Below are 23,792 nucleotides of genomic sequence, written 5' to 3' on the forward strand. Positions count from 1 at the left end.
TATTCCGCTTGGTTTGCGCCTCATCACACAAGAAAGCTCATCAACTTGAAACCCCTCATTCTCCTCGGTTCCGGGGCCCGCGAGCACGCCATGGCCGCTAAGCTGACCCGCGACGGCGCGTCGGTGCAGGTGGTGCCCGGCAACGCCGGCATCCCCAACAGCCACCCCGGCCTTGACCCGCTCGACTTTGCGGCGCTGGAGGCCTACGCCCGTCACCAGGGCGTGCGGCTGATTGTGGTGGGTCCCGAGGCCCCGCTGGCGGCCGGCGTGGCCGACTACTTCGTCGGCTCCGACATCCAGGTGTTCGGGCCGACCAAGGCGGGGGCCCTGCTGGAAAGCTCCAAGGTGTGGAGCAAGGACTTCATGCGGCGCCACGGCGTGGCCACGGCCCAAGCCTGGCCGTTCCGCAGCGACGAGGTGGATGCCGCCCGCGCCAAGGCCGCCGAGCTGGGCGGCCAGGTGGTGGTAAAGTACGACGGCCTGGCCGCTGGCAAGGGGGTGTACGTGTGCGGCTCGCCGGCCGAGGCCGAGGCGGCGCTCGACGACTTGCAGGCGCACTACACCGGCTGGTATTCCTTCCTGCTGGAAGAGCGGCTCACGGGCCCCGAAATCAGCATCATCGGCCTCACCGACGGCCACGACATGAAGCTGCTGGCCACCTCGCAGGACCACAAGCAGCTGCTGGCCAATGACGAGGGCCCCAACACCGGCGGCATGGGCGCCTATTGCCCCGTGCCGTTTGCCGATGACCAAGCGCTGGCCGATATTCGGCGCGACATCGTGGAGCCCACCCTGCGCGGGCTGCAAGCCGAGCCGTTCGATTTCCGGGGCTTCCTGTATTTCGGTATCATGCTGACGCCCACGGGGCCCAAGCTGCTGGAATACAACGTGCGCCTCGGCGACCCCGAAGCTGAAGTGCTGCTGCCCGCGATGGAGAGCAGCTTGCTGGCGCTGATTGAAGCAACGCTCGACGGCAGCCTGGCCCAGCAGGTGGTGCGGCAGCGGCCGGGTGCCTTTGTGGGCGTGGTGCTGGCCTCGGGCGGCTACCCGGCCAGCGGCTTCCCCACGGGCTTCCCCATCACGGGGCTGGAGGACCTGCCGGCGGGCGTGGAGGCTTTTCACGGCGCTACCAAACGGAGCGCTGAGGGACAGCTGGTTACCAACGGCGGGCGGGTGCTGGTGCTCAGTGCCCAGGGCCCCACGCTGGCGGCCGCCACGGCCCGCGCCTACGAGGCCGCCGCGCTGGTTAATTTCCAGGACAAGTACGTGCGGCCCGACATTGCCCAGCGCCCGGCACCGGTGCTAACCCAACGCGCCGTAAATTGAAGCTCGAACCCGCTGCCATGACGCCGACCTCGCCGCAGTACGACCGCCGCCCAGCGCCCTCCGCTACCGCTGGGGCCCCGGGGCCAGGGGCGCCCGCTAAAGCGCGGCTGGCCATCCTGCTCTCTGGCCGTGGCTCCAACATGCTGGCCCTGGTGCGCGCCACCCAAACCGGCCCGTTGCGCGACCTGGCCGAGGTGGCCGTGGTGTTCAGCAATAAGCCCGATGCGCCCGGCCTCGAAGCCGCCGGGGCCCTGGGCTGCCCCACGGCGGCGCTGCCCAGCCAGGGCCGCAAGCGGGCCGAATTCGACGCCGACGCGGCCGCGCTGCTTCAGCAGTACCGGCCCGATTTTATCGTCCTGGCGGGCTACATGCGCATTTTGTCGTCCGCGTTCATTCAGCCGTTTGCGGGCCGCATCGTCAACATTCACCCCGCCGATACGCACCAGCACCAGGGCCTGCACGCCTACGAGTGGGCGTTCGACAACCACTTGCCCGAAACTAAAATCACCGTGCACCTCGTGGACGAAGGCCTCGACACGGGCCCCATCCTCGCCCAGCAAACGGTGGACCTGCGCGGGGCCGCCACGCTGGCCGAAGTAGAGCGCCGCGGCCTGGCCGTGGAGCACGAGTTGTACGCCGAAACGCTGGCGGAATTAATTAAAAATTATGAATTAAAAATTAAAAATGAGTTGACAGATTGATCGATTCAGACCTTTGATGCAATTCATTTTTATAATTTAATCCATCAGATTTTTAATTTTTAATTCATAATTTTTAATTCAAAGTATATGTGCGGTATTGTAGGTTTTCACGGCCCCGACAACGTGGTGGGCGACATGATTATCGGCCTCACCGCCCTCCAGCACCGGGGGCAGGACGCGGCCGGTATCGCCACGTTTGACGATTCCTTTCACTTGCACAAGGGGCAGGGGCTCGTGAACGACGTGTTCAAGCCTAAGCACGTGAAAAAGCTGAAGGGCCACACCGGCATCGGGCACGTGCGCTACACCACGCAGGGCGCCAACGACTCCGACCTGGCCCAGCCCTTCACCACCAGCTACCCGTTTGGCCTGGCGATGGTGCACAACGGCAACGTCATCAACTTCCGCGACGTGGCCAAGCGCCTGCACGACCACTACCACGTGCTGCCCAAAACGACGAATGACCTGGAGCTCATCATGTACACCTTCGCTTCGGAGCTGCGCGTGAAGGACCTGGACCACCTCTCGGTGGTGGACATTTTCGACGCCGTGGAAACCACCCAGGCGCTGGTGGAGGGTGCCTACGCTACCATCACCATGATTGCCGGGCACGGCCTGCTGGCCTTCACCGACCCGCTGGGCATCCGGCCGCTGGTGCTGGGCCGCCGCGACACGCCCGAGGGCCCCGTGTTTGCCTTCGTGTCGGAGAGCACGTGCTTTGATTACCTGGACTTTGAATTTATCGAGAACGTGGGCCCCGGCCAGGCCATTTTCATCGACAACAACTTCCAGGTGCACTATAAGAATCCCTACGCGCTGCCCAAAAACTTCTGCGCCTTCGAGCAGATTTATTTCGCCCGCGAAGACTCCGTGATCCACGGCCGCCTGGTGGCCCGCGAGCGGGTGCGCCTGGGCAAGCTGCTGGCCCGCAAAGTGGCCGACGCTGGCCTGAAGCCCGACATGGTGATTGACGTGCCGAGCAGTGGCTACTTCGCTGCCTCCGGCCTGGCCGAGGCTATTGGCGTGCCCTACCGCCGGGCCCTGGTGAAAAATAACCACATGGGCCGCTCGTTCATCGTGCCCACCCAGGCCGGGCGCGAGGACGTGGTGAAGAAAAAGCTCAACCCCATCCGCGACTTCGTGCGCGGCAAAAAAGTGGCCGTGGTGGACGACAGCATCGTGCGCGGCACCACGTCGCGGCGCATCGTGCGGCTGCTGCGCGAGGCGGGGGCCCTGGAGGTGTACTTCATTTCGAGCGCGCCGCCCATTGTCTCGCCCTGCATCTACGGCATCGACATGGCCATGAGCACCGAGCTGATTGCGGCCAACTATTCGGAGGATGAAATCTGCCGCTACATCGAGGCTGATCGGGTGATTTACCAGGACCTGGCCGATTTGGAGCAACTTTTTTCTGAGGAGCGCGGCCACGGTGGCTCGTGCTTCGCTTGCTTCTCGGGCAAGTACCCCACCGGCGACGTGACGCACTACCTGCGCCACGTGCAGGAAGAGCGCCAGAGCCACCGCGGCGACAAAAAGAAGGATAAAACCTCGGTGAGCGCCAAGGCCCCCGCGCCCACGGAGCACTAGGTCTTTGCTTAACCAGAGGCCGTCATGCAGAGCGCAGCGAAGCATCTTTCCCGCGGCAGTAATCCAATCGATTGGGTTAGTTATGCGGGAAAGATGCTTCGCTGCGCTCTGCATGACGGCCTATCAAATTGATAATAAAACGCCGTTTTAATCATGTCTACTCCCTCCTCCGAAAATCCCGCCGGCTACTCCATCGAAGAAGGCAACGCCGCCTCGCGCAACGCCTACGGCTGGGCCAAAAAAACCTTCGCCAACCGCACCGGCTTGCCCGGCGAGCCCGCCCAGGATTTGGACGGCGGCTTCTCGAACGAAATCCGGTTTGGGGCCGAGCGCCTGGGCATCAGCTCCGACGGCATCGGGACCAAGATTGAGGTGGCCGAGCGCCTGAACCGCTACGACACGCTGGGCTACGACCTCATCGCCATGACGGCCGACGACCTCATCGCCGCTGGCTTCGTGCCCACCAACCTGTCGAACATCATCGACGTGAACCACCTCGACTACGGCGTGGTGGACCAAATGATGCGCGGTCTGCACGACGCGGCCAACTTCGCCAAGGTGGCCATCACGGGCGGCGAAATTGCCGAGCTGGGCAACCGCATCGGCGGCTGGCCCGGCGCGGCCATGAACTTCAACTGGTGCTCAACGGCCATCGGCGTGCTGCACCCCAGCCTGGCCCAGCCCCTGAGCGGCAAAACTGCCCAGGCCGGCCACGCCGTGGTGGCCCTGCGCTCGCCCTCGTTCCGCTCCAACGGCTACTCGCTCGCCCGCAAAACCCTGCAAAAGCTCTTCGGCGACCACTGGCACGAGGCCCCCTACGACGGCCCCGACGCCGCCCAGTTCCCCACCTGGGGCGACGCCATGCTGGCTCCCTCGCTCATCTACTCGCCCGGCATCGCGGCCCTGCTCGACGCCGGCCTGCCGCTGCACGGCGTGGCCCACATCACCGGCGGCGGCGTGGCCGACAACTTCCAGCGCGTCCTCAAAAACGGCCTGGGGGCCCTGTTGGACAACCTATTCGAGCCGCTGCCCGCCATGCAGCGCCTGTGCGAAGCGGGCGGCATCAGCCCCGAAACTGCCTACCTCTACTGGAACATGGGCACCGGGATGCTCGTCGTGACCGAAGCCGCCAGCGCCGCCGCCGTGGTGGCCGTCCTGCAAGCCAGCGGCTACGACGCCCAGGTGGCCGGCCACCTCACCGCCGAGCCCGGCGTGACGCTGCGCGTGGGGGCCCTGGAGTTGAAGTATGCGTAATTCGGTGGCCGCTTGAAGCCGATAAAGCTCGTGTTAGTCGTTCTTGCCTAGTTTCCGTTTTTATGCTGCTCTGGAATTCTCATTCAATGGACGGGCTAGCGATAGTGCTGGGATTACTTGCTGGTGCTGCATGCTTAGGCCTGCTTTATGGCGGAGTGAGGCTGTTGCCTAATTCGGCTGCTAGCACGTCTGATCGAATAGTGCAAAGCATACCAGGAGTGGTTTTATTATGTGCTGGAGTGGTTGCTGGGCTAGTTGTAGTAATTTGTGTGATGTGGGTGAATAGTCCAGGTTAGGGTTATGTGCTTCGCCTAGCAGCGGAGGCACTCTTATCTGGCAGGTAATGGTGGTGCTTTGCGCTGGCCGCTTTGCCAAGATGCGCCGGGTGGCGAACCCGTGGTTTGGCCCACGGGGCCTACGTGTAGTCTGAAATAGCAACTGCATTGTTGCCGAACCGGGCACGGTGCTCCGCGTGGGTACCGGTGAGCTGCGCTACTCGTATACGACTCGAGCCATGGCTTGGGGCCCCGGGCATTAACTAATTAGAGGGCCCCGCCAGTTGCCAGCGGGGCCCTTTAGCATTGGCACTTGGCGAGGGCTGGCGTGGCGTTATCGCGGCGATAACGCTATACTTAAGCTTGTGCTACTTTTGCCCGCGCCATCTTTCCCGCGAATCGCCATGAGCACCATGATCCAGTTCGTTGCCAACTACGACGACCTATCGACCGACAAGGGCTACCAGTTCAAGTTTCATTGCGACAAGTGCCGCAACGGGTACATGTCGCGGTTTCAGCCCAACGCCATCGGCATTGCCGGCGGGCTGTTGCAGGCGGCCAGCAGCTTGTTTGGGGGCCTGGGCGGGGCTGAGAATGCGGCCTACCACATCCAGCGCGCCATTGGGGGCAAGGCCCACGACGGGGCCCTGGAAACGGCCGTGGCCGAGGGCAAAACCTACTTCAAGCAATGCACGCGCTGCGGCCACTGGGTGTGCCCCGACGTGTGCTGGAACGCCGGCGCGGGCCTCTGCGAAGACTGCGCGCCCGATGAGCAGGAGGAGCTGCGGGCCCAGCAGGCCCAGGCCACCCGCGAGCAAATCCACACCAAAACCCGCGCCCAGGACTACACCCAAAACCTCGATTTCCTGGGCCGCACCCCGCTGGTGCAATGTGCCAGCTGCCAGGCTAAGCTGGCCGCCGGCCAGAAGTTTTGCCCCAGCTGCGGGGCCCCCAACGCCGCGGCCCAGGCGCCGGGGCGGTTTTGCACCGGCTGCGGCACGGGCCTGAAACCCGACCAGAAATTCTGCGCCGACTGCGGCGCGAAAAACTAAGCGGCGCGGGCAAATTGGGGCCCCGGCCAGCCCCGGGGCCCTCGTTTACGTTAGGGCGGGGGTGAAGCACTTTTTCCTCTTTTTCTTCCTGGTGGGTTTGCTGAGCGTGGGCCCCGCGGGGGCCCAGCCGGGCAGCCCGGCCCCGGCCCGCATCTGGGACGCGAACCGCAACGTGTGGCTGTGCTACTTCTCCGACGCCAGCGTGTACCGGCGCTGGGGCCTGCACACCGAGTTCCAGTACCGCCGCACCAACGGCTTGCGCGACCCGCAGCAGTACTTCTACCGCACGGGCGTCAACTACTCGGCGTCGGAGAAGGTGATGCTGACGGCGGGCTACACCTACCTGCTCTCGCTGCCCTACGGCGACTACCCCGACCCGGGCCGCACCGGCGAGCGACGCATCTACGAGAAGGTGGAAATTGACCAGGCGGCCGGCCGCCTGGCTCTGGTTCACCGCTACATCCAGGACCAGCGCTGGCTGCGGCCGGAGGGCCAGGCTAGGTTCGATTTTCAGCACCGCTCGCGCTACCGTTTGCAATTGAAATTCGCCCTCACCCGGCCCAAAATCGAGCCCGGGGCCCTGTACGCGCTGGCTTCGGACGAAATCTTCGTCAGCTACGGCCACAACGCGCCCGGCTTTTTCAACCAAAACCGCCTCTACGGCGGCCTGGGCTACCAGTTCACCAAGGCCCTGGCCGTGGAGGCCAGCTACCTCAACCAAGTGGTGGCGCACGACGACAACATCGTGTACGAAGACAACCGCACGGTGCAGGTGAGCCTGGCCTTCAACCCCGATTTCCGTTCGGCCCACAAGTAGCGTGGGTGCTGCGCGTTGGCGAGTGAACCGGTGACTGCGCAACTCGCGGGTTCGCAGCGTCCACGCTACAGGCAACTCGCTTGGGAACCAAAAAAAACCGACTTTTGCGGCTTCATTTTTAGCGGCCGCCGGCTGCGCGTTATGCCTGTTTCTACTTCCTCCGCGCCGTCAAAAGCGGCGTTGTTCACGGCTTTTGCCCTGGTTTACATCATCTGGGGCTCCACGTACTTGGGCATCCGGTTCGCCATCGAAAGCCTGCCGCCGCTGCTGATGGCGGGCACCCGCTACGCCCTGGCGGGGGCCCTGCTCTACGGCGCCATGCGGCTGCGCGGGGCCCCGGCGCCGTCGGGGGCCAGCTGGGGGCGGGCCCTGCTGATCGGTATTTGCCTGCTCACCTTCGGCAACGGCGGCGTGACGCTGGGCGAGCAGTACATCCCGTCGGGGCTGGCGGCGCTGCTGGTGGCCACCGTGCCCATGCTGCTGGCGCTGCTGGGCTGGGCCAGCGGGGTGTCGGCGCGGCCCACGCCGGTGGCGGCGCTCGGTTTGGGGCTGGGCCTGGCGGGCGTGTACTTGCTGGCGCGGGCCTCGGGCGGGAGTAGTGCCGTAGCGCAGCCCGGCCACGAGGGCCTCGGCATGGCCTGCGTGCTGGTGGCGGCGCTGGTCTGGGCCATCGGCTCGCTGTACGGCAAGCGGCGGCCGGCGGCGGCCTCGCCCTTTGTGGCCGGCGGCATGCAAATGCTGTGCGGCGGCCTGGTGATGGTGGTGCTGGGCTTGGCCCGCGGCGAAGCCCAGCAGCTGCACCTGGCGGCGGTCAGCGCCAAGTCGTGGTGGGCGTATGCGTACCTGGTCACGTTCGGCTCGCTGGTGGCCTTCACGGCCTACGTGTGGCTGCTGCAAGCCGTGGCCCCGGCCCTGGCCGGCACCTACGCCTTCGTGAACCCGGTGGTGGCCGTGGGCCTGGGCTGGGCCTTCGGCGGCGAGCAGCTGAGCTGGCCGATGCTCGGCGGCGGGGCCCTGGTGGTGGTGGCCGTGGGCCTGTTGCTGCTGGGCAGCAGGGCCCCGGCGGTGGAAAAGGAATTGGGTGAGTAAACGCGAACTGCTGGAAATCAAGCCACTCCGTTAACCATTAGGTCATACCATTTCTGTTTAGCTAAATCAATTTTAACATTGAAAAGACAGTTTCCACCGTTATGCCAAAACGCAATTTCGTGGTGTCAGTCCATTTTATAAACTTCGTGGCTAAAGCAATTAACCCATACTTCTTTTTCGCCCTTTGCATTAAGTACGGCAACTAATTGGCGCTTGTATTTGGGTAGGTTAATGATGAAATCATCCGCTTTAAACTCACTTTGGGGTTGTGCCTTTCGCAGCTTTTGAAGCTCAACTGCTTGCGGTCGGTTGTATTCGTCAATAGAGGCCCTGAGCAAGGTTTCAACCTGGGCCAATTCCGCTGGAGAAAGCGAAGCAGCTTTCACTTGCCCAGCGTTTTGGAAAATATATTGGTCCCGCTTCTCGTCATAAGGAAGAACTGCCACGCGGCTCGTGTCCACCACCGGCTGCGGCGCAACTGCTGGGGGCCCTAGTTTCGCTGCTGCTGGTGCTGCTTCGCGCGCCTGGCAGCTGGTCATCAGGGCGATGAGGGCGGCCAGGGTTCGGAGGAGGAGCATAGGGGCAGTTCGGGCGGTGCGTTGCGGCAAGGTAGTGCCGGTAGCCCGGGCCGGGGCCCCCGTGTGGGCCGCAGATAGTTACTACATGCGTTGCCAGCGCCTCGCCTGAAGCGCAGATTAGACGCGCTTTCCCAACAAACTGCTCCGGAAACTGTACCCTGTTCATCCAACAACACCCTTGTTACCCGTTCCAGCCCGCATGCCTGCGCCCACCGAAATTGATAAAGCCCGCCTGTATTTATTGTACTTACTTAGCCCCTTCGCGCGGAAAGCGCAAGTAGTGGCAACGCCGCCGGTGCTGCGGGTTGTAATCATCCGGCACGGCGAAAAACTGGCTACTGGCGACAACCTCTCGTGCGCCGGCCTGAACCGGGCCCTGGCCCTGCCCGCCGTGCTCAATAAGCTGATGCCGACCCCGCCCGACTTTACCTACGTGCCGCTTATCGGCACTGATGGCAAGGACACGACCAGCATCCGGATGCTGCAAACCGTGATGCCCTACGCGGTGCGCCACAACCTCACCATCAACAGCGACTTCGCCGCCGAAAATGCCAAGGGCCTCACCAAAATGCTGCGGCGCCACCGTGGCACGGTGCTGCTGATCTGGGAGCACGTCAACATCCTCAAAATCGCTAAAGAGCTGGGCATCAAAACCCCGCTGGCCTGGCCCGACGCCGATTTTGACAGCATCTGGACCATCAGCTTCAGCGGTGGGGGCCCCAAAGGCAAGGCTAAGTGTCCCACGCTGGCGCGGAGCAAAGAGCACATCCGGCCGTCGGTTATCTGCCCGGATTACCGCGGCTTTCGAAGGCGCAAGGTGTTCAGAATCAAAAAAACTATTTGAATTAATAAAACGGCCATGCAGAGCGCAGCGAAGCATCTTTCCCGCGTAACTAATCCAATCGATTAAGATTACTGCCGCTAAAAAGATGCTTCGCTGCGCGCTGCATGACGGCCTGATATTGCGCAATTTCTATTTGGGAGTAACGCCTGGCTACTGCACGCTGTACGTCACGGCCAGGTAGTAGAGGCCGCCCACGCTGGGGCCCCCGAGGTAGGTCACGTAGTAGTGGTTCAGCACGTTGCTGGCGCCGAGTTTGAAGCGCAGGTTGGGGGCGGGCACGGCGTAGGTGAGTTGCGCGTCGAGCGAGTGGTAGGCCGGCACGTCGCCGTTCACCAGGAAGGTTTGCGAGTAGTAGTGCTGCTGCCAGCGGAAGTTGAGGTCGAAGCCGAAGTTGCCGACGGCTTTCTCGTTGCCCAGGCTCAGGTTGTAGGCCCAGCGCGGGGTGTTGAAGCCGTCTTCGAGGCCATCGCCGTTCTCGGTGCGGTCGAGGCGGGTGTAGGTGGTGTTGGCGCCCACGAGGTAGCCGCCGGCCACGTCGTAGCGCAGGCCCAGCGAGCCGCCGTAGTTGTACACCTGGCTCTGCGAGTTCGTCCAGAGGCGGTAGCGGGCCTGGCCGGTGCGGGCGTTGAGGGCCGTGGCGATGGTGTTCAGGTCGGTGCCGGTGTTCAGGGCTACGCCGGCGCTGGTTTGGGGCACGTAGGCCTCCACCTGGGCAATGAAGTCGCGGTACGAGTTGTAGTAGAAATCCACGTCGGCCTGCAGGCGGCCGCCGGGGCCCAGCGCGGCCTTGTAGCCCAGCTCGAGCGAGCGTATGTACTCGGGCTTGAGGTAGGTGTAGGGCGTTTTGACGAGCGTGCCCTGGTTGGCCAAAATGGCAGCAGCGCGCTTCTGAGCCGCGGTTTGGGCCGAGGTATTGGCGTTGATGTTGGCCGTCACGGCCGCGTTGAAGGCGTCGATGCTCGTGCGCAGGTAGCTGTTCTCAAACACGCCGTCCGACATCACCCGCAGCCCGCCGATGCGCTTCACCTGGCCGCTGTTCACGTTGCTGAAGCCCTCGAACAAGCTCGGGAAGCGGTAGCCGCTTTGGTAGCTGAGGCGGAAGTTGTGGCGCTGCGTGGGCGAGTACACGGCCGTGAGCCGGGGGTTAAATTTGGCGTTGAAGTAGTCGTTTTTGTCAACCCGCAGCGTGGCCGTCAGGCGCAGCTTGTCGGCCAGCAAGTGGGCCCCGGCCTGCACGAAGCCGCCGGTTTTGCTGTACACCAGGTCGTCGGTCGGGGCGTGTTCCTTCTCCGGGTTGATGAAGTAGTTGCCGTCGGGCACCACAATGTAGCTGCGGTGGTCGGCCCCGGCCAGCAGGTCGAGGCCCGCGGGCAGGGCCGTGCCGCCGCGCCGCAGGGCTTCGGCAATGTTCACCTGGGCCTCGGCGTGGGCCAGGTTGGCGCGCACGCGCAGGGCCGCGCCCACGTCCCAGTTGTTGATGTTCTCCAGGTCCTTCAGCTTCTGGGCGAAGGCGGCGGTGCCGGGCTGGTAGCGGCCGGCGTCGGCGGCGGTGCGGGCGGTGGCCAGGGCCTGGGCCACGGGCTGGCCGCCGGCGGTGGCCGTGTTCCAGGCATTGGTGAAGTCCTGGTTCCAGGTGGCGTCGGGCTTGTAGCTGCGGTCGATGTTCTCGGCCGCCGAGCGCAGGTTATAGCTCTGGCCCGTCGTCTCTTGCGTGAAGTAGGCGCGGGCCTGCACCACGGGGCCCGTGAGCTGCAAGGCGTGCTGCTGCAAGAGGTAGCCTTGCAGCCGGAAGCGGTTCGAGCGCTGGTACACGTTGTCGAAGCTGGCCACCCGGTAGGTGTAGCTCAGCTCCGATCCGGCGCCCAGCTTGCGGTGCACGGCCAGGTCGCCCTTCAGCGTGCGCAGGTCGTAGCTGGTCACGTCCTTTTCGTCGTAGCCGGTGCGGGCCACCGAGTAGCTTTTGCCGCCCAGCGTCAGGTTGGTGCGGTCCGACGACTCGTTGCCGTAGCGGTTCACCTGGTCCTGGGCCGGGTTTTGGGCCCCGAACAGGCCGGTGGTGGCGTTGCCGTTGGGGTTCAGCTCGGTCTGGTCGTTGGCCACCCAGTCGTAGCCGCGCAGGTAGGTGCCGTTGATTTTGAAGGCCCACCGGTCCGACAGCGCCTTAGCAAACCGCACGCTGGTTTCGGAGTACGCCTTGGCCCCCACGTCGGGGTCGTTTACGTGGTTGACGCCCGTTTTCTGCAGCACGCTCAGCCCCTCGAAGCGGAACGGGTTGCGGGTGGCGAAGTTGGCCAGCCCGTTGATGGCGTTCAGCCCGTACAGGGCCGAGGCCGTACCCGGCACTACCTCCACCGATAAAATATCCAGGTCGCTGGGCCCCAGTACGTTGCCGATGGCACCCCCAATGTGCGGCGCCTGGTTGTCGATGCCGTCCACGAGCTGGGCGAAGCGCACGTTGGTAGTGTTGGTGAAGCCCCGGGCGTTGATGACCTTGAAGCCCAGGCTGGGCGTAATTACCTGCACGCCCTTGAGGTACTCGATGGCGTCGAAGAACGACGGGGCCGGCGTGAGCCGCAGGGCCCGCGGGTTGATTTTCTCCACCGTCACCGGCGACTGCAAGATGCTTTCCTCCACCCGTGAGGCGGCCACCACCACCTCGCCCAGGTCTACTTTTGAAGTGTCGCGCTGGGCGGCGCGGCGCGGGGCCCCCTGGGCGGTGGCGGCGTGTTGGAGAAGAAGTTCGAGGGCCACGGCCGCCGCCGCTGCACCCCGCAAAGAGCGTAATTTATGCGCCATGCGAATTGGTAAAGGCTAATCCCAAAAGGTTATATTTTCACAAACATAACGCTTGGTAGCAGCAAAGGTTTGGCCCCCGCGTTAGGGCCCCGGGCTTTCGTCCCCGTGGTTTTATGGCACAACGGCCGGCCGGCAGCCGGCAAATGCGGGCTGCCCGGGCTGCAAAGCGCGCCGCAGTCCGGGCAGTTTTATTCGGCCAAGCGGCGGGTTTCTTCGGCCAGGAAGGCGTGGAAGCGGGTTTGTACGGCCTGGAAGTCGGCCACAGCCTGGGCCCCGGCGGGAGTGAGCAGGGCCCCACCGCCGCTTTTGCCGCCGGTTTGGGTGGCCACCAGCGGCGCCAGGGCCTGGGTGTTCATGGAGTGCACCAGGTCCCAGGCACGCTTGTACGACATGCCCATGGCCGCCGCTGCCCGCGAAATGGAGCCCGTGGCCTGAATTTGGGCCAGCAATTCGAGCCGGCCAATGCCGAGGAACCGGTCGTGGGGCCCCTGCACCCACACGCGGCCTTCGAGGCGGTAGTCGGCGGGGGCGGGCAGCAGGTCTTTCATAAGCGCAATTTTACGCAGAAACGCCGCCGACCGATTCGCACGAATCGGGCCGCGGCGTTTTGGCAGGTCCCATTTTTTGCCTGGGCGGCGCTACGCAGCCACGGCCTCGGCGTGCAGGAAGCGGTGTATCGCCGCCAGGGTTTCGGCGGGGGCCGTGAGGTGGGCGCAGTGACCGGGCGTGTCGATGATGCGCAACTGGCTGTTGGGCAGTTGCTCGTGGAGGTAGCGGCCCACGGCTAGGGGTGCAATCACGTCGTGCGCGCACTGCAATATCAGGGCTGGCGTAGTGAGGTACGGCAGGTCGAGGCGGTGGTCGGAGAGGAACGTGACGCGGGCAAAGTGCTGGGCCAGCGCGGGGTTGGTTTGGAAAAAGCTGTTAGTCATTTCCGTAATTAGCTCGGGCTGATCGCGGCCCATCATCACGGGGGCCATCGAGCCGACCCAGCTGTGATAGTTGTTGTCCATGGCCGCCAGCAGCTCGTCGATGTCGGTTTGGGCGAAGCCCCCGGCGTACCCATTAGTGTTGATGAAGCGCGGCGAGGGGGCCAGCAGCACCAGCCGCGCAAACCGCCCCGGCTCCTTGATGGCCGCTAGCACCCCAATCATTGAGCTGACCGAGTGACCCACGAACACGACGTCGTGCAAATCCAGCGCGCGCAGCACGTCGAGCAGGTCGTCGGCGTGGCCTTGCAGCGAGCCGTGGCGCACCCGGTCGTAGGCGGCGCAATCCGACTGCCCGGCGCCCACCAGGTCGAGGCGCACCACTTGGTAGCGGTCCTCAAAAGCGGGGGCCACCAGCCGCCAGGTGCTTTGGTCGGCGCCTAGACCGTGCAGAAAAACAATGGCCGGGGCCTGCCCGCCCGCGCCGGTAACCGTAACATTACTGCGCTGCGCCGCCGGGGTGCGTGGGGTATTATTCATGATTTGTTTTAATCTGTAGAAAGGAATAACACAAATTTGTGACGGGGAATGACGGGGCCAATGGGGACCGTTTGGCCCTTGGCTGAACGGCGTGTGCCAGCCGGCGAAAGCACGCTATTTCTCGGTGAATGTCGGCACCCCCACTCGACTTCGGCGCCTCATACAATGGCCTTGTCTGCGGGCGTGTCGGCGCTGCTGCCCAGCAAGGGCTTGATGCGCCCGATGATGTAGCGCAGGCCCTTGTCCTGGCTCCAGTAGTTCCAGGCCCAGGTGAAGGCCACGGCGATGCGGCTGCGGTAGTTCACCAGGGCCAGCACGTGCACCAGGCTCCAGGCCAGCCACGCCAAAAAGCCGCTCAGGTGAAACTCGCGGCCGAAAAACTTGATGTCGGCCACGGCGCGGTTGCGGCCAATGGTGGCCATGCTGCCCTTGTCGTCGTAGCGGAAGGGCTGCATGAGGTCGCCGGCCAGCAGGCGGCCCAGGTTGCGGCCCAGCAGGCGGCCCTGCTGCAGGGCGGGCTGCGCCACCTGGGGGTGGCCGTCGGGCGCGGCGGCGGTTTTCATCAGGGCAATGTCGCCGAGGGCAAACACGTTGTCATAGCCCACCACGCGGTTGTGCTCGTCCACCAGGTAGCGGTTGCCGGGGCCCAGGCACTCGGCACTCAGGCCGGCCACGGGGGCCCCGGTCACGCCCGCCGCCCAAATGAGCGTGCGCGTGACCAGCTTTTTTCCGGTGCTGAGGGTGGCTGTGTAGCCGTCGTACGACTTTACCCGCGCATCCAGCCACACCTCCACGCCCAGGGCCCGCAGGTCGGCCAGCGACTGCGCCGAGGCCTCGGCCGACATGCCCTTGAGCAGCACCGGCCCGCTCTGCACCAGGTGAATGTCCATCTGCTTGAAGTCCAGCTCGCGGTAGTCCTGCGGAAACACGTGGGCCCGCAGCTCGCTCAGGGCCCCGGCCATTTCCACGCCCGTGGGGCCCCCGCCCACTATCACGAAGTCGAGCAGGCTGTTGAGCTGCTCCTGGTCGCCGAGCTGCAGGGCTTGCTCGAAGTTGGCCAGCAGCGTGTTGCGCAGCTCCAGGGCGTCGCTCACGCTCTTTAGCGTCACGGCGTGCTCCTGCATCAGCTTGTCGCCGAAGAAGTTGCTGGTGGCCCCGGTGGCCAGCACCAGGTAATCGTAGCGCAGCAGGCCGATGGTGGTTTCCACCACCTGGGCCGTGGCGTCGATGGACTGCACCTCGGCCAGCCGGAAGTAAAAGTTCTTCTGCTTGCCCAACGCCTTGCGGAACGGGGCCACGATGTTGTCGGCCGCTAGCCCGGCCGTGGCCACCTGGTACAGCAGCGGCTGGAAGGCGTGGTAGTTGTGCTTGTCGATGAGGACCACTTGCACCGGCACTTTGGCCAAGGACTGCGCCAGCGCCAGCCCCCCAAAGCCGCCCCCCACAATGACCACCCGCGGCTGGCCCAAATCGTCAATTTTTGTCAGTCCATCCATGCCGTAAAGATTGCCAAAGGATGCGGCCTGGAACCCCCAGGCCCGAACTCTTTCGGCCCCGGGCGGCGTTACAGCCGCACCGTGCTGATTAGTTGTGCTTGCTATGAAGGCTTTACTGTTTTTCTCGCTTTTGGTTGGCAGCAATTGCGTGGCCAGCGCCGCCGGCCCTGTGGCTGCTCCGGGCCCCGACACCGCGTCCGTCACGGTGGTGGTTACCGGGCTGGCCTCCACCGAGTCGGTGGTGCGGCTGAACTTCTACCACAGCCCCGAAACCTTCCTTAAGCACGGCCAGCAGGCGTTTCGGCTGGAGGTGAAGCCCAACGGCCAGCACGAAGTATCGGTGCCCGTGGACCTGGCCAAGGGCGAGTGGGCCGTGGCCCTCACCCAGGACGTGAACAACAACGACAAGCTCGACAAAAACCTGCTGGGCATCCCCACCGAGCCCTACGCGTTTTCCAACAACGTGCGCCCCAAGCTGTCGGCCCCCAACTTCGAGGAGTGCAAGTTCACGGCCGACGCCGATGGCAAAGTGGTGACCATCAATCTGGTGGATTAGCGGCTTAACGTCCTTGGGCCCGCCGCTGCACCTGCTTGGCGTAGTCGAGCGTAACCGGCTGGTAGGGAATGCCGATGGCTGCCCCGTTTTCCTCCACGGTGGTGGGGAAGCCGGCCTGCTTGCGGCGCTCGTTCACGCGGGCCGCTTCCTTGATGGGCCAAATGAACCGGATGTTTTCTGGGGCCCCGGTGGCCGGGTTGGGCACGGTGTAGCCCTTGCCCTGCGTGCCGTACAGCTGCTCCTGTCCGTCGTTCATCAGCTGGCGGTCCAGCATTTGGGCGTAACGATAGAAGGGCAGCTCGCCCGTTTCCGCCGCGGCTTTGAGCAGCGGCAGGTACTGCGGAATTTTATTGGAGTGCTGAATCACCCACCACACCGCCTCGTTCGTGGGCGTGCCCACCAGCGACTTGCCCGGGTAGCCGTAGCGCCGCACGATGGCCGCCACCCGGCGCATATCAGACGAGTCAGTGCGGATCATGTTGGTGGATAAATAATTGCCTAGCTCGCCTTTGGCCAGGTGCAGGGCCGCTTCGGTGGCCTCGGCTTTGCCGGGGCCCATGCCCGTCATCATCATTTCGCGGTACCGCTGGTCCTGCACGTAAATGCTGTCCAGCTCCCGCTTGAGCGGCAGGTTCAGCTTCGTTTGGGCGAAGGCGGGCGGGGCCAGCAGCAGGGCCAGCGGCAAAAGGTGCTTCATGCCAACAAGATAGCGCGGCGGCCCAGGAGGGTTGCACGCATCAACCCAGCCGCACTTGCCCGTCGCCGCGCACCAGCCACTTGTAGCTGGTCAGCTCCTCCAGGCCCATGGGGCCCCGGGCGTGCAGCTTCTGGGTACTGATGCCGATTTCGGCCCCCAGCCCAAATTGGGCCCCGTCGGTGAAGGCCGTGGAGGCGTTGGCGTACACCGCGGCCGCGTCCACGCGCTGCAAAAAGGTGTCGATGTGGGCCGGCGTTTCCGAAATAATGGCTTCGCTGTGGCGCGAGCCGTGCCGGGCAATGTGGGCCAGGGCCCCCGCCAGGTCGGGCACCGTTTTGATGGCCATGCGCAGCGCCAAAAACTCGGTGCCGAAGTGCGCCTCGTTGGCCGGGGCCAGCAGGGCGGCGGGGTAGTGGCCGGCCAGGGCCCCCAGGGCCGGCGCGTCGGCAAAAATCTCCACCCCGGCCGCGGCCAGCGGCGCCGCCAGCGCCGGCAAGTCGGCCAAACGGCTCGCGTGGATGAGCAGACAGTCGAGCGAGTTGCACACGCTCACGCGGCGGGTTTTGGCGTTGGCGATGATGGCTGCGCCCTTGGCCAGGTCGCCGCTCGCGTCGAAGTAGGTGTGCACCACGCCCGCCCCGGTTTCGATGACGGGCACCTTGGCGTGCTGGCGCACGTAGTCAATCATCCCCTGGCTGCCCCGCGGAATCACCACGTCCACGAAGCCCACGGCCCCGAGCAGGGCCTCGGTGGCGGCGCGGTCGGGCGGGAGCAGCGTGGCCACGGCACGCGGCAGGCCGTGGCGCTCCAGCACGGGCCCCGCCACGGCCAGCGCCGCCGCGTTGGAGTAAGCTGCGTCGGAGCCGCCCTTCAGCAAGCAGGCGTTGCCGGTTTTCAGGCACAGCGCCAGGCTGTCGAAGGTCACGTTGGGCCGCGCTTCGTAGATGATGCCGACCACGCCCAGCGGTACCCGTATTTTGCTCAAATGCAAGCCGTTGGGCAAGGTCTCGTCGCTAAGCGTCTGGCCGAGCGGCGAGGGCAGGGCGGCCACGTTTTCCAAATCGGCGGCGATGCCGGCCAGGCGCTCGGCGGTGAGGCGCAGGCGGTCGTGGCGCGGGTCGGCCGCGGGCATGCGGGCCAGGTCGCGGGCATTCTCGGCCAGCAAAAACGGCGTTTCGGCGCGCACAGTAGCGGCCAGCTCGCGCAACAGCGCATCGGTGGCGGCGGGCGCCAGGGCCCCCAGCGCGTAGCTGGCCTGCTGGGTAGCAGAGAAAAGGGCGGCGTAGTGGGTGGCGGTGGCAGTCATGGGCAGCGGAGCAAAAGCTCTGCAAAGAACGGCTTGGGCTGCTGGCTTTTCGCCGGCGGCCCGGTGTCTACCGGGGCCCGGCCGGTGGGCCCCGCGGCGGGGGCTAGCGGAGTAGTTTGAATGGCATAGCTTTGCGGCATGGAAACGCGGCTGACCCTTGCGGACGTTCACCAGCAGCACGGTCGGAACTCGGCCGCTGGGCAGGTTTTGGTGTACCGTTTGGAGGATGTGGCGCGACCCGTCTCGTTCCCGCACCAGCGGCGGGACTTCTATAAAATAAAGCTGCTGTGCAGCGTGCAGGGCATCCTGGGCTACGCCGACCAGCAAGTGGCGGTGCAGGATTGCGCCCTGATTCTGGCTAACCCCTTGGTTGCCTTTTCCTGGGAGCGGCTGGCCGGCCACGAAACGGGCTTCGCCTGCTTGTTCACGGAGGAGTTTTTACCGCCGGCGCTGCGCCCCGATGGTGTGGCCGGCTCGCCGCTGTTCCGGGTGGGGGGCAGCCCGGTGCTGTTCCCCGCGCCGGCAGAAGTACACCGGCTCAGCAACCTCTTTGCGCAACTGCTGGCGGAAGCGCAGTCGTCGTACGTCAACAAGAACGAGCTGCTGCGCAACTACTTGCAAATCATTTTGCACGAGTTGCTCAAACTAGAGCCGGCCGCGCCCTTCCACCGGCCGGGCACGTCCGCCGCTCGCCTCAGCGCGGCGTTTTTGGAGCTGCTGGACCGGCAGTTTCCCATTGCTTCGCCGCAGCACACGCTGCCGCTTAAGAATGCGAACGAGTTTGCCCAGCATCTGGCTGTGCACACCAACCACCTCAACAAAGCGCTGAAAGACGTGACGGGCAAAACCACCACGGCGCACATCGCCGAAAAGGTAGCCGCCGAAGCCAAGGCGCTGCTACGCCACAGCGACTGGACCCTGGCGGAAATAGGCTATTGCCTAGGCTTCGGGCACGCCCCCAATTTTAACAGCTTCTTCAAAAAGCGGACTGGGCAAGCGCCCAATCAGTACCGCCGGCAGCCGGTGGTGGTTTCATAAGTTTTGGATTGATTCGCATAACATTGCCCCGCTGCCCGCCGCGACCTTTGCCTTCCTCAACCACCCAGGTAAAAAGGCAATACCATGGAAAACGGAATAACGGGCAAGGTCGTCGCCATTACGGGGGCGAGCAGCGGCATTGGCGAAGCCACGGCGCTGCTACTCGCCGCGCAAGGGGCGAAAGTGGTGCTTGGCGCCCGGGGCCCCGAACGCCTGGCGGCGCTGGCGGCCCGCATTGCGGCGGCGGGCGGCGAGGTAGCCTACGCCCCCACCGACGTGCGGCAGCGCGCCGATGTGGACAAACTAATCCAGCTGGCCACGAGCCGGTACGGCCAGCTAGACGTGCTCATCAGCAACGCCGGCGTGATGCCGATTTCGCCCCTCGACGACCTGCGCGTGGCAGATTGGGAGGACATGGTGGACGTCAACCTTAAGGGCGTGCTGTACGGCATTGCCGCCGCGCTGCCCCTTTTTCGCCAGCAAGGGTTTGGGCACTTCGTCAACACGGCTTCCACCGCGGCGCACAAAACGGTGCCGAACCAGGCGGTTTATTCCGCCACGAAATTTGCCGTGCGGGCCCTGTCCGAGGGCCTGCGCCAGGAGGCCGGCGCGCACCTGCGCGTCACCGTTATTTCTCCCGGCTTCGTGCACACAAATTTCGCGGACGGCGTGACCAACCCGGAAGTGAAGGCGCAACTCGAAGCCGCCCGCGACGCCATGGCGCTGCCGCCCGCGGCCATTGCCCGCGCCATTGCGTTCGCCATTGCGCAACCGGCCAGCGTAGACGTAGGCGAAATCATCGTTCGCCCCACGGCGCAGGGCTAGCGGCGGGGCCCCGGGGCCCTAGTAGGTCAAATCTAGCCGGTTGTCGGGTACAACCGTTTGAGTTTGATGCGGGCCTTCTCGGTTGTAAACTGCCAGTTGGTGGGTGCCCCCAGTTGGTTGCGCGCTAGTTGCCAAGCGTAGCAGTGCGCTTCCAGCGTCGGCCGGTCGGGCACGCGCTGCGGCAGGCCGTGGGTGAGCAGGGCGGCAAACTCGATTTCAGCCATGTTGAGCCACGAGCCATGCTTGGGGGTGAACACAAATTCCACGCGCTGCAACAGGGCGTGCGCCCGTACCGGGTCAAAAATCTCGTAAAAAGCGGCGGGCTGGTGCGCCGACAAATTGTCGAGCACCAGCGTCACGCGCGTCGCTTGGGCGTAGTCCTCCTCCAGCAGGCGGGCTACCGCCCGGGCAAACGTGAGTCGGTCATGGCGGTCTTCGACCTGCACCCGGCGGCGACCGGCCAGCGGCTCGTGCAGCATATACACCTGGGCCACGCCCTGGCGGTGGTACTCGCAGTCGTAGCGGGTGCTGCCATCGGGCAGCGGGAGTGGCACGCGGCTTTCGCGTAGTAATTGCTTGGGCGACTCATCCAGGCACACGACTGGCTGGGCTGGGTCGTACGGGCGTTGGTAGACGTCAAGCACCCGTTCCATGGCGCAGACGAAGGCCGCGTTCTGAGCGGGTGGAATCACCCACATCTGTCGCTTCCAGGGCTGTAACGCATTTTTTTTAGTACCCGCCCCACCATCGCCGGGCTGGCCTCGGGCAGCACCTGCAGCGTGACCAGGTGAGCGGCCAACAAGCGCAATGTCCAGTGGGCGTACCCTTCGGGCGGGGTGGAGCAGGCCGCCGCGGCCAGGTGCGCCTCCACCTCCCCGGTGTACTTACTGGCCGGCCACTGCTGGCGGGGCTGCCCCAGCAGGGCGGCCTCCACGCCCGCCTCGCAGGCGCGTTGGCGCAGGCGCTCCAGGGTGCGCGTACTCACGCCGTAGGCTTGGCTAGTCTGGGTGTCGCTCCAGTTCAAGCCGTTTGTAGCTACGGCCAACAGGCACTGAGCCCGCACAAGCCGGGCGCTGGCCACGCGCCGCTGCTGCACGAGTTCCGTTAGCGAGGCCTGTTCTTCGGCCCTCAGCGCTAAGACATAATACTTCGCCATTTGTCAGGTCATTTTACCCGACAAGATACTAGATTTATCCTACTAGGCGTCGGGGTTCAAAAACAGGTAGTCGTAGTGCACCAGGGCGCGCTGGTGCTGCTGGCCCAGCCACTCCAGGGCCCTATCGGCGCCGTATTCGGCGATGCCCAGGGCGAAGGGCTGGCCCGTGGCGTCGTCGGTCAGCCGCACGATGTCGCCCTTCTGGAAGGTGCCCTCGATGGCTACCACGCCCACCGGCAGCAGGCTGCTGGCGTGGCCGGCGGCCGTAAGGGCGGCCCGGGCCCCAGCGTTCACGCGCACCACAGCCTGGGCCGCGGCCTGGGCGTGGGCCAGCCATTTCTTCTTGCTCGACGCCGTTTTGCCCGGCTGGAACCAGGTGTTGACGGCGGTTTCGGCCAGTACGGCGGGCAAGATGCCAGCGGTTTTGCCATTAGCAATGTGCACGCTGATGCCCAGCTTGGCCACCTTGTGCGCCATGTGGCACTTCGTCAGCATGCCGCCGCGCCCAAACTGCGAGCGTTGCGTGGTCACAAAATCGGCGAACCCCGTGGCCCCCGGCGCAATCTCGCGGATGACCTGCGAGCCAGCGGCCGCCGGGTCGCCGTCAAAAATACCGTCCACGTTGCTGAGGATAATGAGCGCGTCGGCGTTGAGCTGCGCGGCAATCAGGCCGGCCAGCTCGTCGTTGTCGGTAAACATCAACTCCGTGACGGCCACCACGTCGTTCTCGTTCACGATGGGCACTACCTGCTGCTGGAGCAGCTCCAGGAAGCAGTTTTGCATGTTCTGGTAGTGCTGGCGGTCGCGGAAATCCTCCTTCGTCACCAGCACCTGGGCCCCCAGCAGGCCGTGGGTAGCCAGGCGCTCGGCGTAGAGGCCCAGCAGCTTCACCTGGCCCAGGGCGGCCAGCACCTGGCGGCTGCGCACGGCGTCGGTTTTGGGCGGCAGGGTGAGCAGGCTGCGCCCCGCGGCCACGGCCCCCGACGATACCACGATGATTTCCAGGCCCTGGGCGTGCAGCGCGGCCACCTGCGCCACCAGCTCGGTGAGGCGGGCCAGGTCAGGCAGGCCGTTGGGCTGGGTGAGGACGTTGGAACCGATTTTGACGACGAGGCGGCGGTAGGGCAGGGGCATGGGGGCAAAAATACCGGGCCGGCGCTGCGCTACGGTCCCGGCCGGCGCGAAATCTCAGGTAAGAAACTCGGACGCGCCCGTGTCGAGCTGGTAATAAGCCCCGACGATCAGCAACTGCTGGCTGGCCACGGCCTGCGACAGGATTTTGGAGTTTTGTAGGCGGTCGATGGTTATCTGCACGTTGGCCTTCACCACGTTGGCGTACCGAACGTCGCCGTCGCCCTTGGCCAGCACCACGGCCGGCCGGATGGCATCGACGAGGGTTTCCATGTCGCCGGGCGCCAATTGGCCCGAATTGATGGAGTCGAGCGTGGCCTTGATGGCCCCGCAGCGCTGGTGCCCCATCACCACCAGCAAGGGCACGTGCAACTCGGCCACCGCAAACTCTAAGGTGCCAATCACCGCGTCGTCCAGGGCGTGGCCGGCGGTGCGCACCACGAACAGGTCGCCTAGGCCCATGTCAAAAATAAGCTCGGGCGACTCCCGCGAGTCGGAACAGGCCAGTACCGTGGCTATTGGGGTTTGCTTCAAAGCCACTTCGCGGCGGCGTTGCAGGGTTTCGTTGGGGTGCTGCAACTGGCCTTTCTGGAAGCGCAGATTGCCGGCCTGGAGCTTGCGCAACGCCTCGGCCGCCGGTGGGACGGGCGCCGCGCCAGCGCCCCGAACGAAGGAGACGGGTAGGGCGGCGGCCAGCAGGCCCAGCCCAGCGCGCTGCAAAAAGGTGCGGCGCGGCGTGTTTTCAGAGAATGACATGGTACTGAACGCTAAACGAATGTTTACGCTAAAGTAGCAGCGGCCCCCAAGGTTCGCAGCTGCTTGTTGATGAAGTCGATTTCCTCGCACGAGAGCGGCACGTCGATGGCCTTGGCGTTTTGCACGGCCTGCTCGGGGTTGCGGGCCCCCACCAGCGCCACCGTGATGCCGGGCTGCGCCAGCGTCCAGCGCAGCACGAGCTGGCCCAGGGTGGCGCCCTTGGTTTCGGCCAGGGGCCGGATCTTGTTTAAGAACTCGTTGACGCGGGTCACGCTTTCGGGCTGGAACAGCTTGTTAGTGCTGCGCAAGTCGCTGGCGTCGAAGTGCTGGCCGGGCTTCATTTTGCCCGTCAGCAAGCCCAGCTGCAGCGGGCTGTACACCAGAATACCTTTGTTATTCGCCTGGCAATACGGCACTAAGTCCTTCTCAATATTACGCCGCAACATGCTGTACGGCATTTGGTTGGAAGCCAGCTTAATGGTTTTTTCGGCTTCTTCCATCTGCGCCACCGAGTAGTTGCTCACGCCCGCGGCGCGCACCTTGCCCTGCTCGATGAGGCGCTGCACGGCCTCCATCGTCTCGTCAATCGGCGTGGTGGTGTCGGGCCAGTGCTGCTGGTAAAGGTCAATGTAGTCCGTGCCCAAGCGCTTGAGGCTGTCCTCGCACTCCTTAATGATGCTGTCGCGGCTGGCGTACTTGTACACGTCGAGGTCGTGGCCTTCGTTGTCCTTGGTTTTCATGGCGAAGTCGCCCTTGGCCAGGTCCCAGCGCATGCCGAACTTGGTGAGCAACTGCACTTTGTCGCGCGGCAGGCTCTTGATGGCCTCGCCCACAATCTGCTCGCTTAGGCCCTGCCCATAGATGGGGGCCGTGTCGATGCTGGTCACGCCCAGCTCGTAGCTGGCGTGGATGGCACCCACGGCGTCGTTCTGCTCGGTGCCGCCCCACATCCAGCCGCCGGCCGCCCAGCTGCCAAACGTAATGCGCGAAACCTTGACGCCCGAGGCACCCAATTCTTGAAATTCCATGATAAAAGGAGTTGA

At 64.7% G+C, this 23,792-nt stretch carries 23 protein-coding genes; 11 read left to right on the top strand and 12 right to left on the bottom strand.

Going from position 1 to position 23,792, the window contains the following annotated elements; genetic code table 11:
• Positions 1-45: 45 nt before the first annotated feature.
• From purD to AXW84_RS02200, 7 genes are all read left to right on the top strand, one after another.
• Positions 46-1,326, top strand: coding sequence for a phosphoribosylamine--glycine ligase (gene purD / locus AXW84_RS02170; protein ID WP_068228010.1), 1,281 nt, complete (start codon positions 46-48; stop codon positions 1,324-1,326).
• Positions 1,327-1,343: 17 nt separating this feature from the next.
• Positions 1,344-2,027, top strand: a complete 684-nt coding sequence (gene purN / locus AXW84_RS02175) for a phosphoribosylglycinamide formyltransferase (protein WP_082773648.1) — start codon at positions 1,344-1,346, stop codon at positions 2,025-2,027.
• 87 nt (positions 2,028-2,114) lie between these two features.
• Positions 2,115-3,614: an amidophosphoribosyltransferase gene (gene purF, locus AXW84_RS02180; protein ID WP_068228014.1), complete on the top strand. Its 1,500-nt coding sequence runs from the start codon at positions 2,115-2,117 to the stop codon at positions 3,612-3,614.
• A 153-nt stretch (positions 3,615-3,767) separates the two neighbouring features.
• Complete coding sequence (locus tag AXW84_RS02185) at positions 3,768-4,868, top strand: AIR synthase-related protein (RefSeq protein WP_068228016.1); 1,101 nt, start codon at positions 3,768-3,770, stop codon at positions 4,866-4,868.
• A gap of 679 nt (positions 4,869-5,547) precedes the next feature.
• Positions 5,548-6,195 carry a zinc ribbon domain-containing protein gene (locus tag AXW84_RS02190; RefSeq protein WP_068228019.1) on the top strand — a complete coding sequence of 216 codons (648 nt, stop codon included), beginning with the start codon at positions 5,548-5,550 and terminating at the stop codon, positions 6,193-6,195.
• A 61-nt stretch (positions 6,196-6,256) separates the two neighbouring features.
• Complete coding sequence (locus AXW84_RS02195; protein ID WP_068228022.1) at positions 6,257-7,012, top strand: DUF2490 domain-containing protein; 756 nt, start codon at positions 6,257-6,259, stop codon at positions 7,010-7,012.
• Between the two features lie 141 nt (positions 7,013-7,153).
• On the top strand, positions 7,154-8,101 hold the full coding sequence (locus AXW84_RS02200; protein ID WP_071889785.1) for an EamA family transporter: 948 nt from the start codon (positions 7,154-7,156) through the stop codon (positions 8,099-8,101).
• 125 nt (positions 8,102-8,226) lie between these two features.
• On the opposite strand, the gene AXW84_RS02205 is transcribed toward AXW84_RS02200, so the two are convergent.
• Positions 8,227-8,679 (bottom strand): hypothetical protein, encoded by a 453-nt coding sequence (locus tag AXW84_RS02205; protein WP_068228028.1) that lies wholly within the window; start codon positions 8,677-8,679, stop codon positions 8,227-8,229.
• A 199-nt stretch (positions 8,680-8,878) separates the two neighbouring features.
• Here AXW84_RS02205 and AXW84_RS02210 point away from each other — a divergent pair, with 199 nt between their 5' ends.
• Complete coding sequence (locus AXW84_RS02210) at positions 8,879-9,523, top strand: hypothetical protein (protein WP_071889788.1); 645 nt, start codon at positions 8,879-8,881, stop codon at positions 9,521-9,523.
• 150 nt (positions 9,524-9,673) lie between these two features.
• Here the strand turns inward: AXW84_RS02210 and AXW84_RS02215 are convergent, their stop codons facing one another.
• From AXW84_RS02215 to AXW84_RS02230, 4 genes are all read right to left on the bottom strand, one after another.
• A complete protein-coding gene (locus tag AXW84_RS02215; protein ID WP_204248417.1) occupies positions 9,674-12,319 on the bottom strand; it encodes a TonB-dependent receptor in 2,646 nt (881 codons plus the stop codon).
• A 188-nt stretch (positions 12,320-12,507) separates the two neighbouring features.
• Positions 12,508-12,867, bottom strand: coding sequence for a winged helix-turn-helix domain-containing protein (locus AXW84_RS02220; protein WP_068228031.1), 360 nt, complete (start codon positions 12,865-12,867; stop codon positions 12,508-12,510).
• A gap of 90 nt (positions 12,868-12,957) precedes the next feature.
• A complete protein-coding gene (locus tag AXW84_RS02225) occupies positions 12,958-13,788 on the bottom strand; it encodes an alpha/beta fold hydrolase (RefSeq protein WP_068228034.1) in 831 nt (276 codons plus the stop codon).
• Between the two features lie 158 nt (positions 13,789-13,946).
• Positions 13,947-15,284 carry an NAD(P)/FAD-dependent oxidoreductase gene (locus AXW84_RS02230; protein ID WP_068228038.1) on the bottom strand — a complete coding sequence of 446 codons (1,338 nt, stop codon included), beginning with the start codon at positions 15,282-15,284 and terminating at the stop codon, positions 13,947-13,949.
• A 103-nt stretch (positions 15,285-15,387) separates the two neighbouring features.
• On the opposite strand from AXW84_RS02230, the gene AXW84_RS02235 reads away from it, so the two are divergent.
• Complete coding sequence (locus AXW84_RS02235; RefSeq protein WP_068228041.1) at positions 15,388-15,840, top strand: DUF2141 domain-containing protein; 453 nt, start codon at positions 15,388-15,390, stop codon at positions 15,838-15,840.
• Between the two features lie 4 nt (positions 15,841-15,844).
• On the opposite strand, the gene AXW84_RS02240 is transcribed toward AXW84_RS02235, so the two are convergent.
• A complete protein-coding gene (locus tag AXW84_RS02240) occupies positions 15,845-16,537 on the bottom strand; it encodes a DUF6624 domain-containing protein (protein WP_068228044.1) in 693 nt (230 codons plus the stop codon).
• Between the two features lie 40 nt (positions 16,538-16,577).
• Complete coding sequence (locus tag AXW84_RS02245) at positions 16,578-17,843, bottom strand: glutamate-5-semialdehyde dehydrogenase (RefSeq protein ID WP_068228047.1); 1,266 nt, start codon at positions 17,841-17,843, stop codon at positions 16,578-16,580.
• 138 nt (positions 17,844-17,981) lie between these two features.
• Between AXW84_RS02245 and AXW84_RS02250 the strand changes: the two genes are divergently transcribed.
• Positions 17,982-18,881, top strand: a complete 900-nt coding sequence (locus AXW84_RS02250) for a helix-turn-helix domain-containing protein (RefSeq protein ID WP_068228051.1) — start codon at positions 17,982-17,984, stop codon at positions 18,879-18,881.
• 84 nt (positions 18,882-18,965) lie between these two features.
• The gene (locus tag AXW84_RS02255; protein WP_068228055.1) at positions 18,966-19,706 is read left to right on the top strand and encodes an SDR family oxidoreductase; all 741 of its coding nucleotides are present in this window, start codon (positions 18,966-18,968) and stop codon (positions 19,704-19,706) included.
• 32 nt (positions 19,707-19,738) lie between these two features.
• On the opposite strand, the gene AXW84_RS02260 is transcribed toward AXW84_RS02255, so the two are convergent.
• From AXW84_RS02260 to AXW84_RS02280, 5 genes are read right to left on the bottom strand one after another with little or no spacing between them, the layout of a single operon-like run.
• Positions 19,739-20,404 (bottom strand): IS630 family transposase, encoded by a 666-nt coding sequence (locus AXW84_RS02260; RefSeq protein ID WP_082773621.1) that lies wholly within the window; start codon positions 20,402-20,404, stop codon positions 19,739-19,741.
• The gene (locus tag AXW84_RS02265; protein ID WP_068227630.1) at positions 20,395-20,862 is read right to left on the bottom strand and encodes a helix-turn-helix domain-containing protein; all 468 of its coding nucleotides are present in this window, start codon (positions 20,860-20,862) and stop codon (positions 20,395-20,397) included. The genes AXW84_RS02260 and AXW84_RS02265 overlap by 10 nt, the downstream gene beginning before the upstream one ends.
• A gap of 42 nt (positions 20,863-20,904) precedes the next feature.
• Positions 20,905-21,996 (bottom strand): glutamate 5-kinase, encoded by a 1,092-nt coding sequence (gene proB, locus AXW84_RS02270; RefSeq protein ID WP_068228058.1) that lies wholly within the window; start codon positions 21,994-21,996, stop codon positions 20,905-20,907.
• 54 nt (positions 21,997-22,050) lie between these two features.
• Positions 22,051-22,749 carry a carbonic anhydrase gene (locus AXW84_RS02275; protein ID WP_068228062.1) on the bottom strand — a complete coding sequence of 233 codons (699 nt, stop codon included), beginning with the start codon at positions 22,747-22,749 and terminating at the stop codon, positions 22,051-22,053.
• A 23-nt stretch (positions 22,750-22,772) separates the two neighbouring features.
• Positions 22,773-23,777 carry an aldo/keto reductase gene (locus tag AXW84_RS02280; protein WP_068228066.1) on the bottom strand — a complete coding sequence of 335 codons (1,005 nt, stop codon included), beginning with the start codon at positions 23,775-23,777 and terminating at the stop codon, positions 22,773-22,775.
• Between the last annotated feature and the right edge of the window lie 15 nt (positions 23,778-23,792).

Origin of the sequence: Hymenobacter sp. PAMC 26628, assembly GCF_001562275.1 — a bacterium.
Lineage (GTDB): Bacteria > Bacteroidota > Bacteroidia > Cytophagales > Hymenobacteraceae > Hymenobacter.

Coding starts and splice junctions, on each gene's coding strand:
- purN (WP_082773648.1), top strand. CDS start 1,344: ATGACGCCGACCTCGCCGCAGTACGACCGCCGCCCAGCGCCCTCCGCT.
- purF (WP_068228014.1), top strand. CDS start 2,115: ATGTGCGGTATTGTAGGTTTTCACGGCCCCGACAACGTGGTGGGCGAC.
- AXW84_RS02185 (WP_068228016.1), top strand. CDS start 3,768: ATGTCTACTCCCTCCTCCGAAAATCCCGCCGGCTACTCCATCGAAGAA.
- AXW84_RS02190 (WP_068228019.1), top strand. CDS start 5,548: ATGAGCACCATGATCCAGTTCGTTGCCAACTACGACGACCTATCGACC.
- AXW84_RS02200 (WP_071889785.1), top strand. CDS start 7,154: ATGCCTGTTTCTACTTCCTCCGCGCCGTCAAAAGCGGCGTTGTTCACG.
- AXW84_RS02205 (WP_068228028.1), bottom strand. CDS start 8,679: ATGCTCCTCCTCCGAACCCTGGCCGCCCTCATCGCCCTGATGACCAGC.
- AXW84_RS02210 (WP_071889788.1), top strand. CDS start 8,879: ATGCCTGCGCCCACCGAAATTGATAAAGCCCGCCTGTATTTATTGTAC.
- AXW84_RS02215 (WP_204248417.1), bottom strand. CDS start 12,319: ATGGCGCATAAATTACGCTCTTTGCGGGGTGCAGCGGCGGCGGCCGTG.
- AXW84_RS02220 (WP_068228031.1), bottom strand. CDS start 12,867: ATGAAAGACCTGCTGCCCGCCCCCGCCGACTACCGCCTCGAAGGCCGC.
- AXW84_RS02225 (WP_068228034.1), bottom strand. CDS start 13,788: ATGAATAATACCCCACGCACCCCGGCGGCGCAGCGCAGTAATGTTACG.
- AXW84_RS02230 (WP_068228038.1), bottom strand. CDS start 15,284: ATGGATGGACTGACAAAAATTGACGATTTGGGCCAGCCGCGGGTGGTC.
- AXW84_RS02235 (WP_068228041.1), top strand. CDS start 15,388: ATGAAGGCTTTACTGTTTTTCTCGCTTTTGGTTGGCAGCAATTGCGTG.
- AXW84_RS02240 (WP_068228044.1), bottom strand. CDS start 16,537: ATGAAGCACCTTTTGCCGCTGGCCCTGCTGCTGGCCCCGCCCGCCTTC.
- AXW84_RS02245 (WP_068228047.1), bottom strand. CDS start 17,843: ATGACTGCCACCGCCACCCACTACGCCGCCCTTTTCTCTGCTACCCAG.
- AXW84_RS02250 (WP_068228051.1), top strand. CDS start 17,982: ATGGAAACGCGGCTGACCCTTGCGGACGTTCACCAGCAGCACGGTCGG.
- AXW84_RS02255 (WP_068228055.1), top strand. CDS start 18,966: ATGGAAAACGGAATAACGGGCAAGGTCGTCGCCATTACGGGGGCGAGC.
- AXW84_RS02260 (WP_082773621.1), bottom strand. CDS start 20,404: ATGTGGGTGATTCCACCCGCTCAGAACGCGGCCTTCGTCTGCGCCATG.
- AXW84_RS02265 (WP_068227630.1), bottom strand. CDS start 20,862: ATGGCGAAGTATTATGTCTTAGCGCTGAGGGCCGAAGAACAGGCCTCG.
- proB (WP_068228058.1), bottom strand. CDS start 21,996: ATGCCCCTGCCCTACCGCCGCCTCGTCGTCAAAATCGGTTCCAACGTC.
- AXW84_RS02275 (WP_068228062.1), bottom strand. CDS start 22,749: ATGTCATTCTCTGAAAACACGCCGCGCCGCACCTTTTTGCAGCGCGCT.
- AXW84_RS02280 (WP_068228066.1), bottom strand. CDS start 23,777: ATGGAATTTCAAGAATTGGGTGCCTCGGGCGTCAAGGTTTCGCGCATT.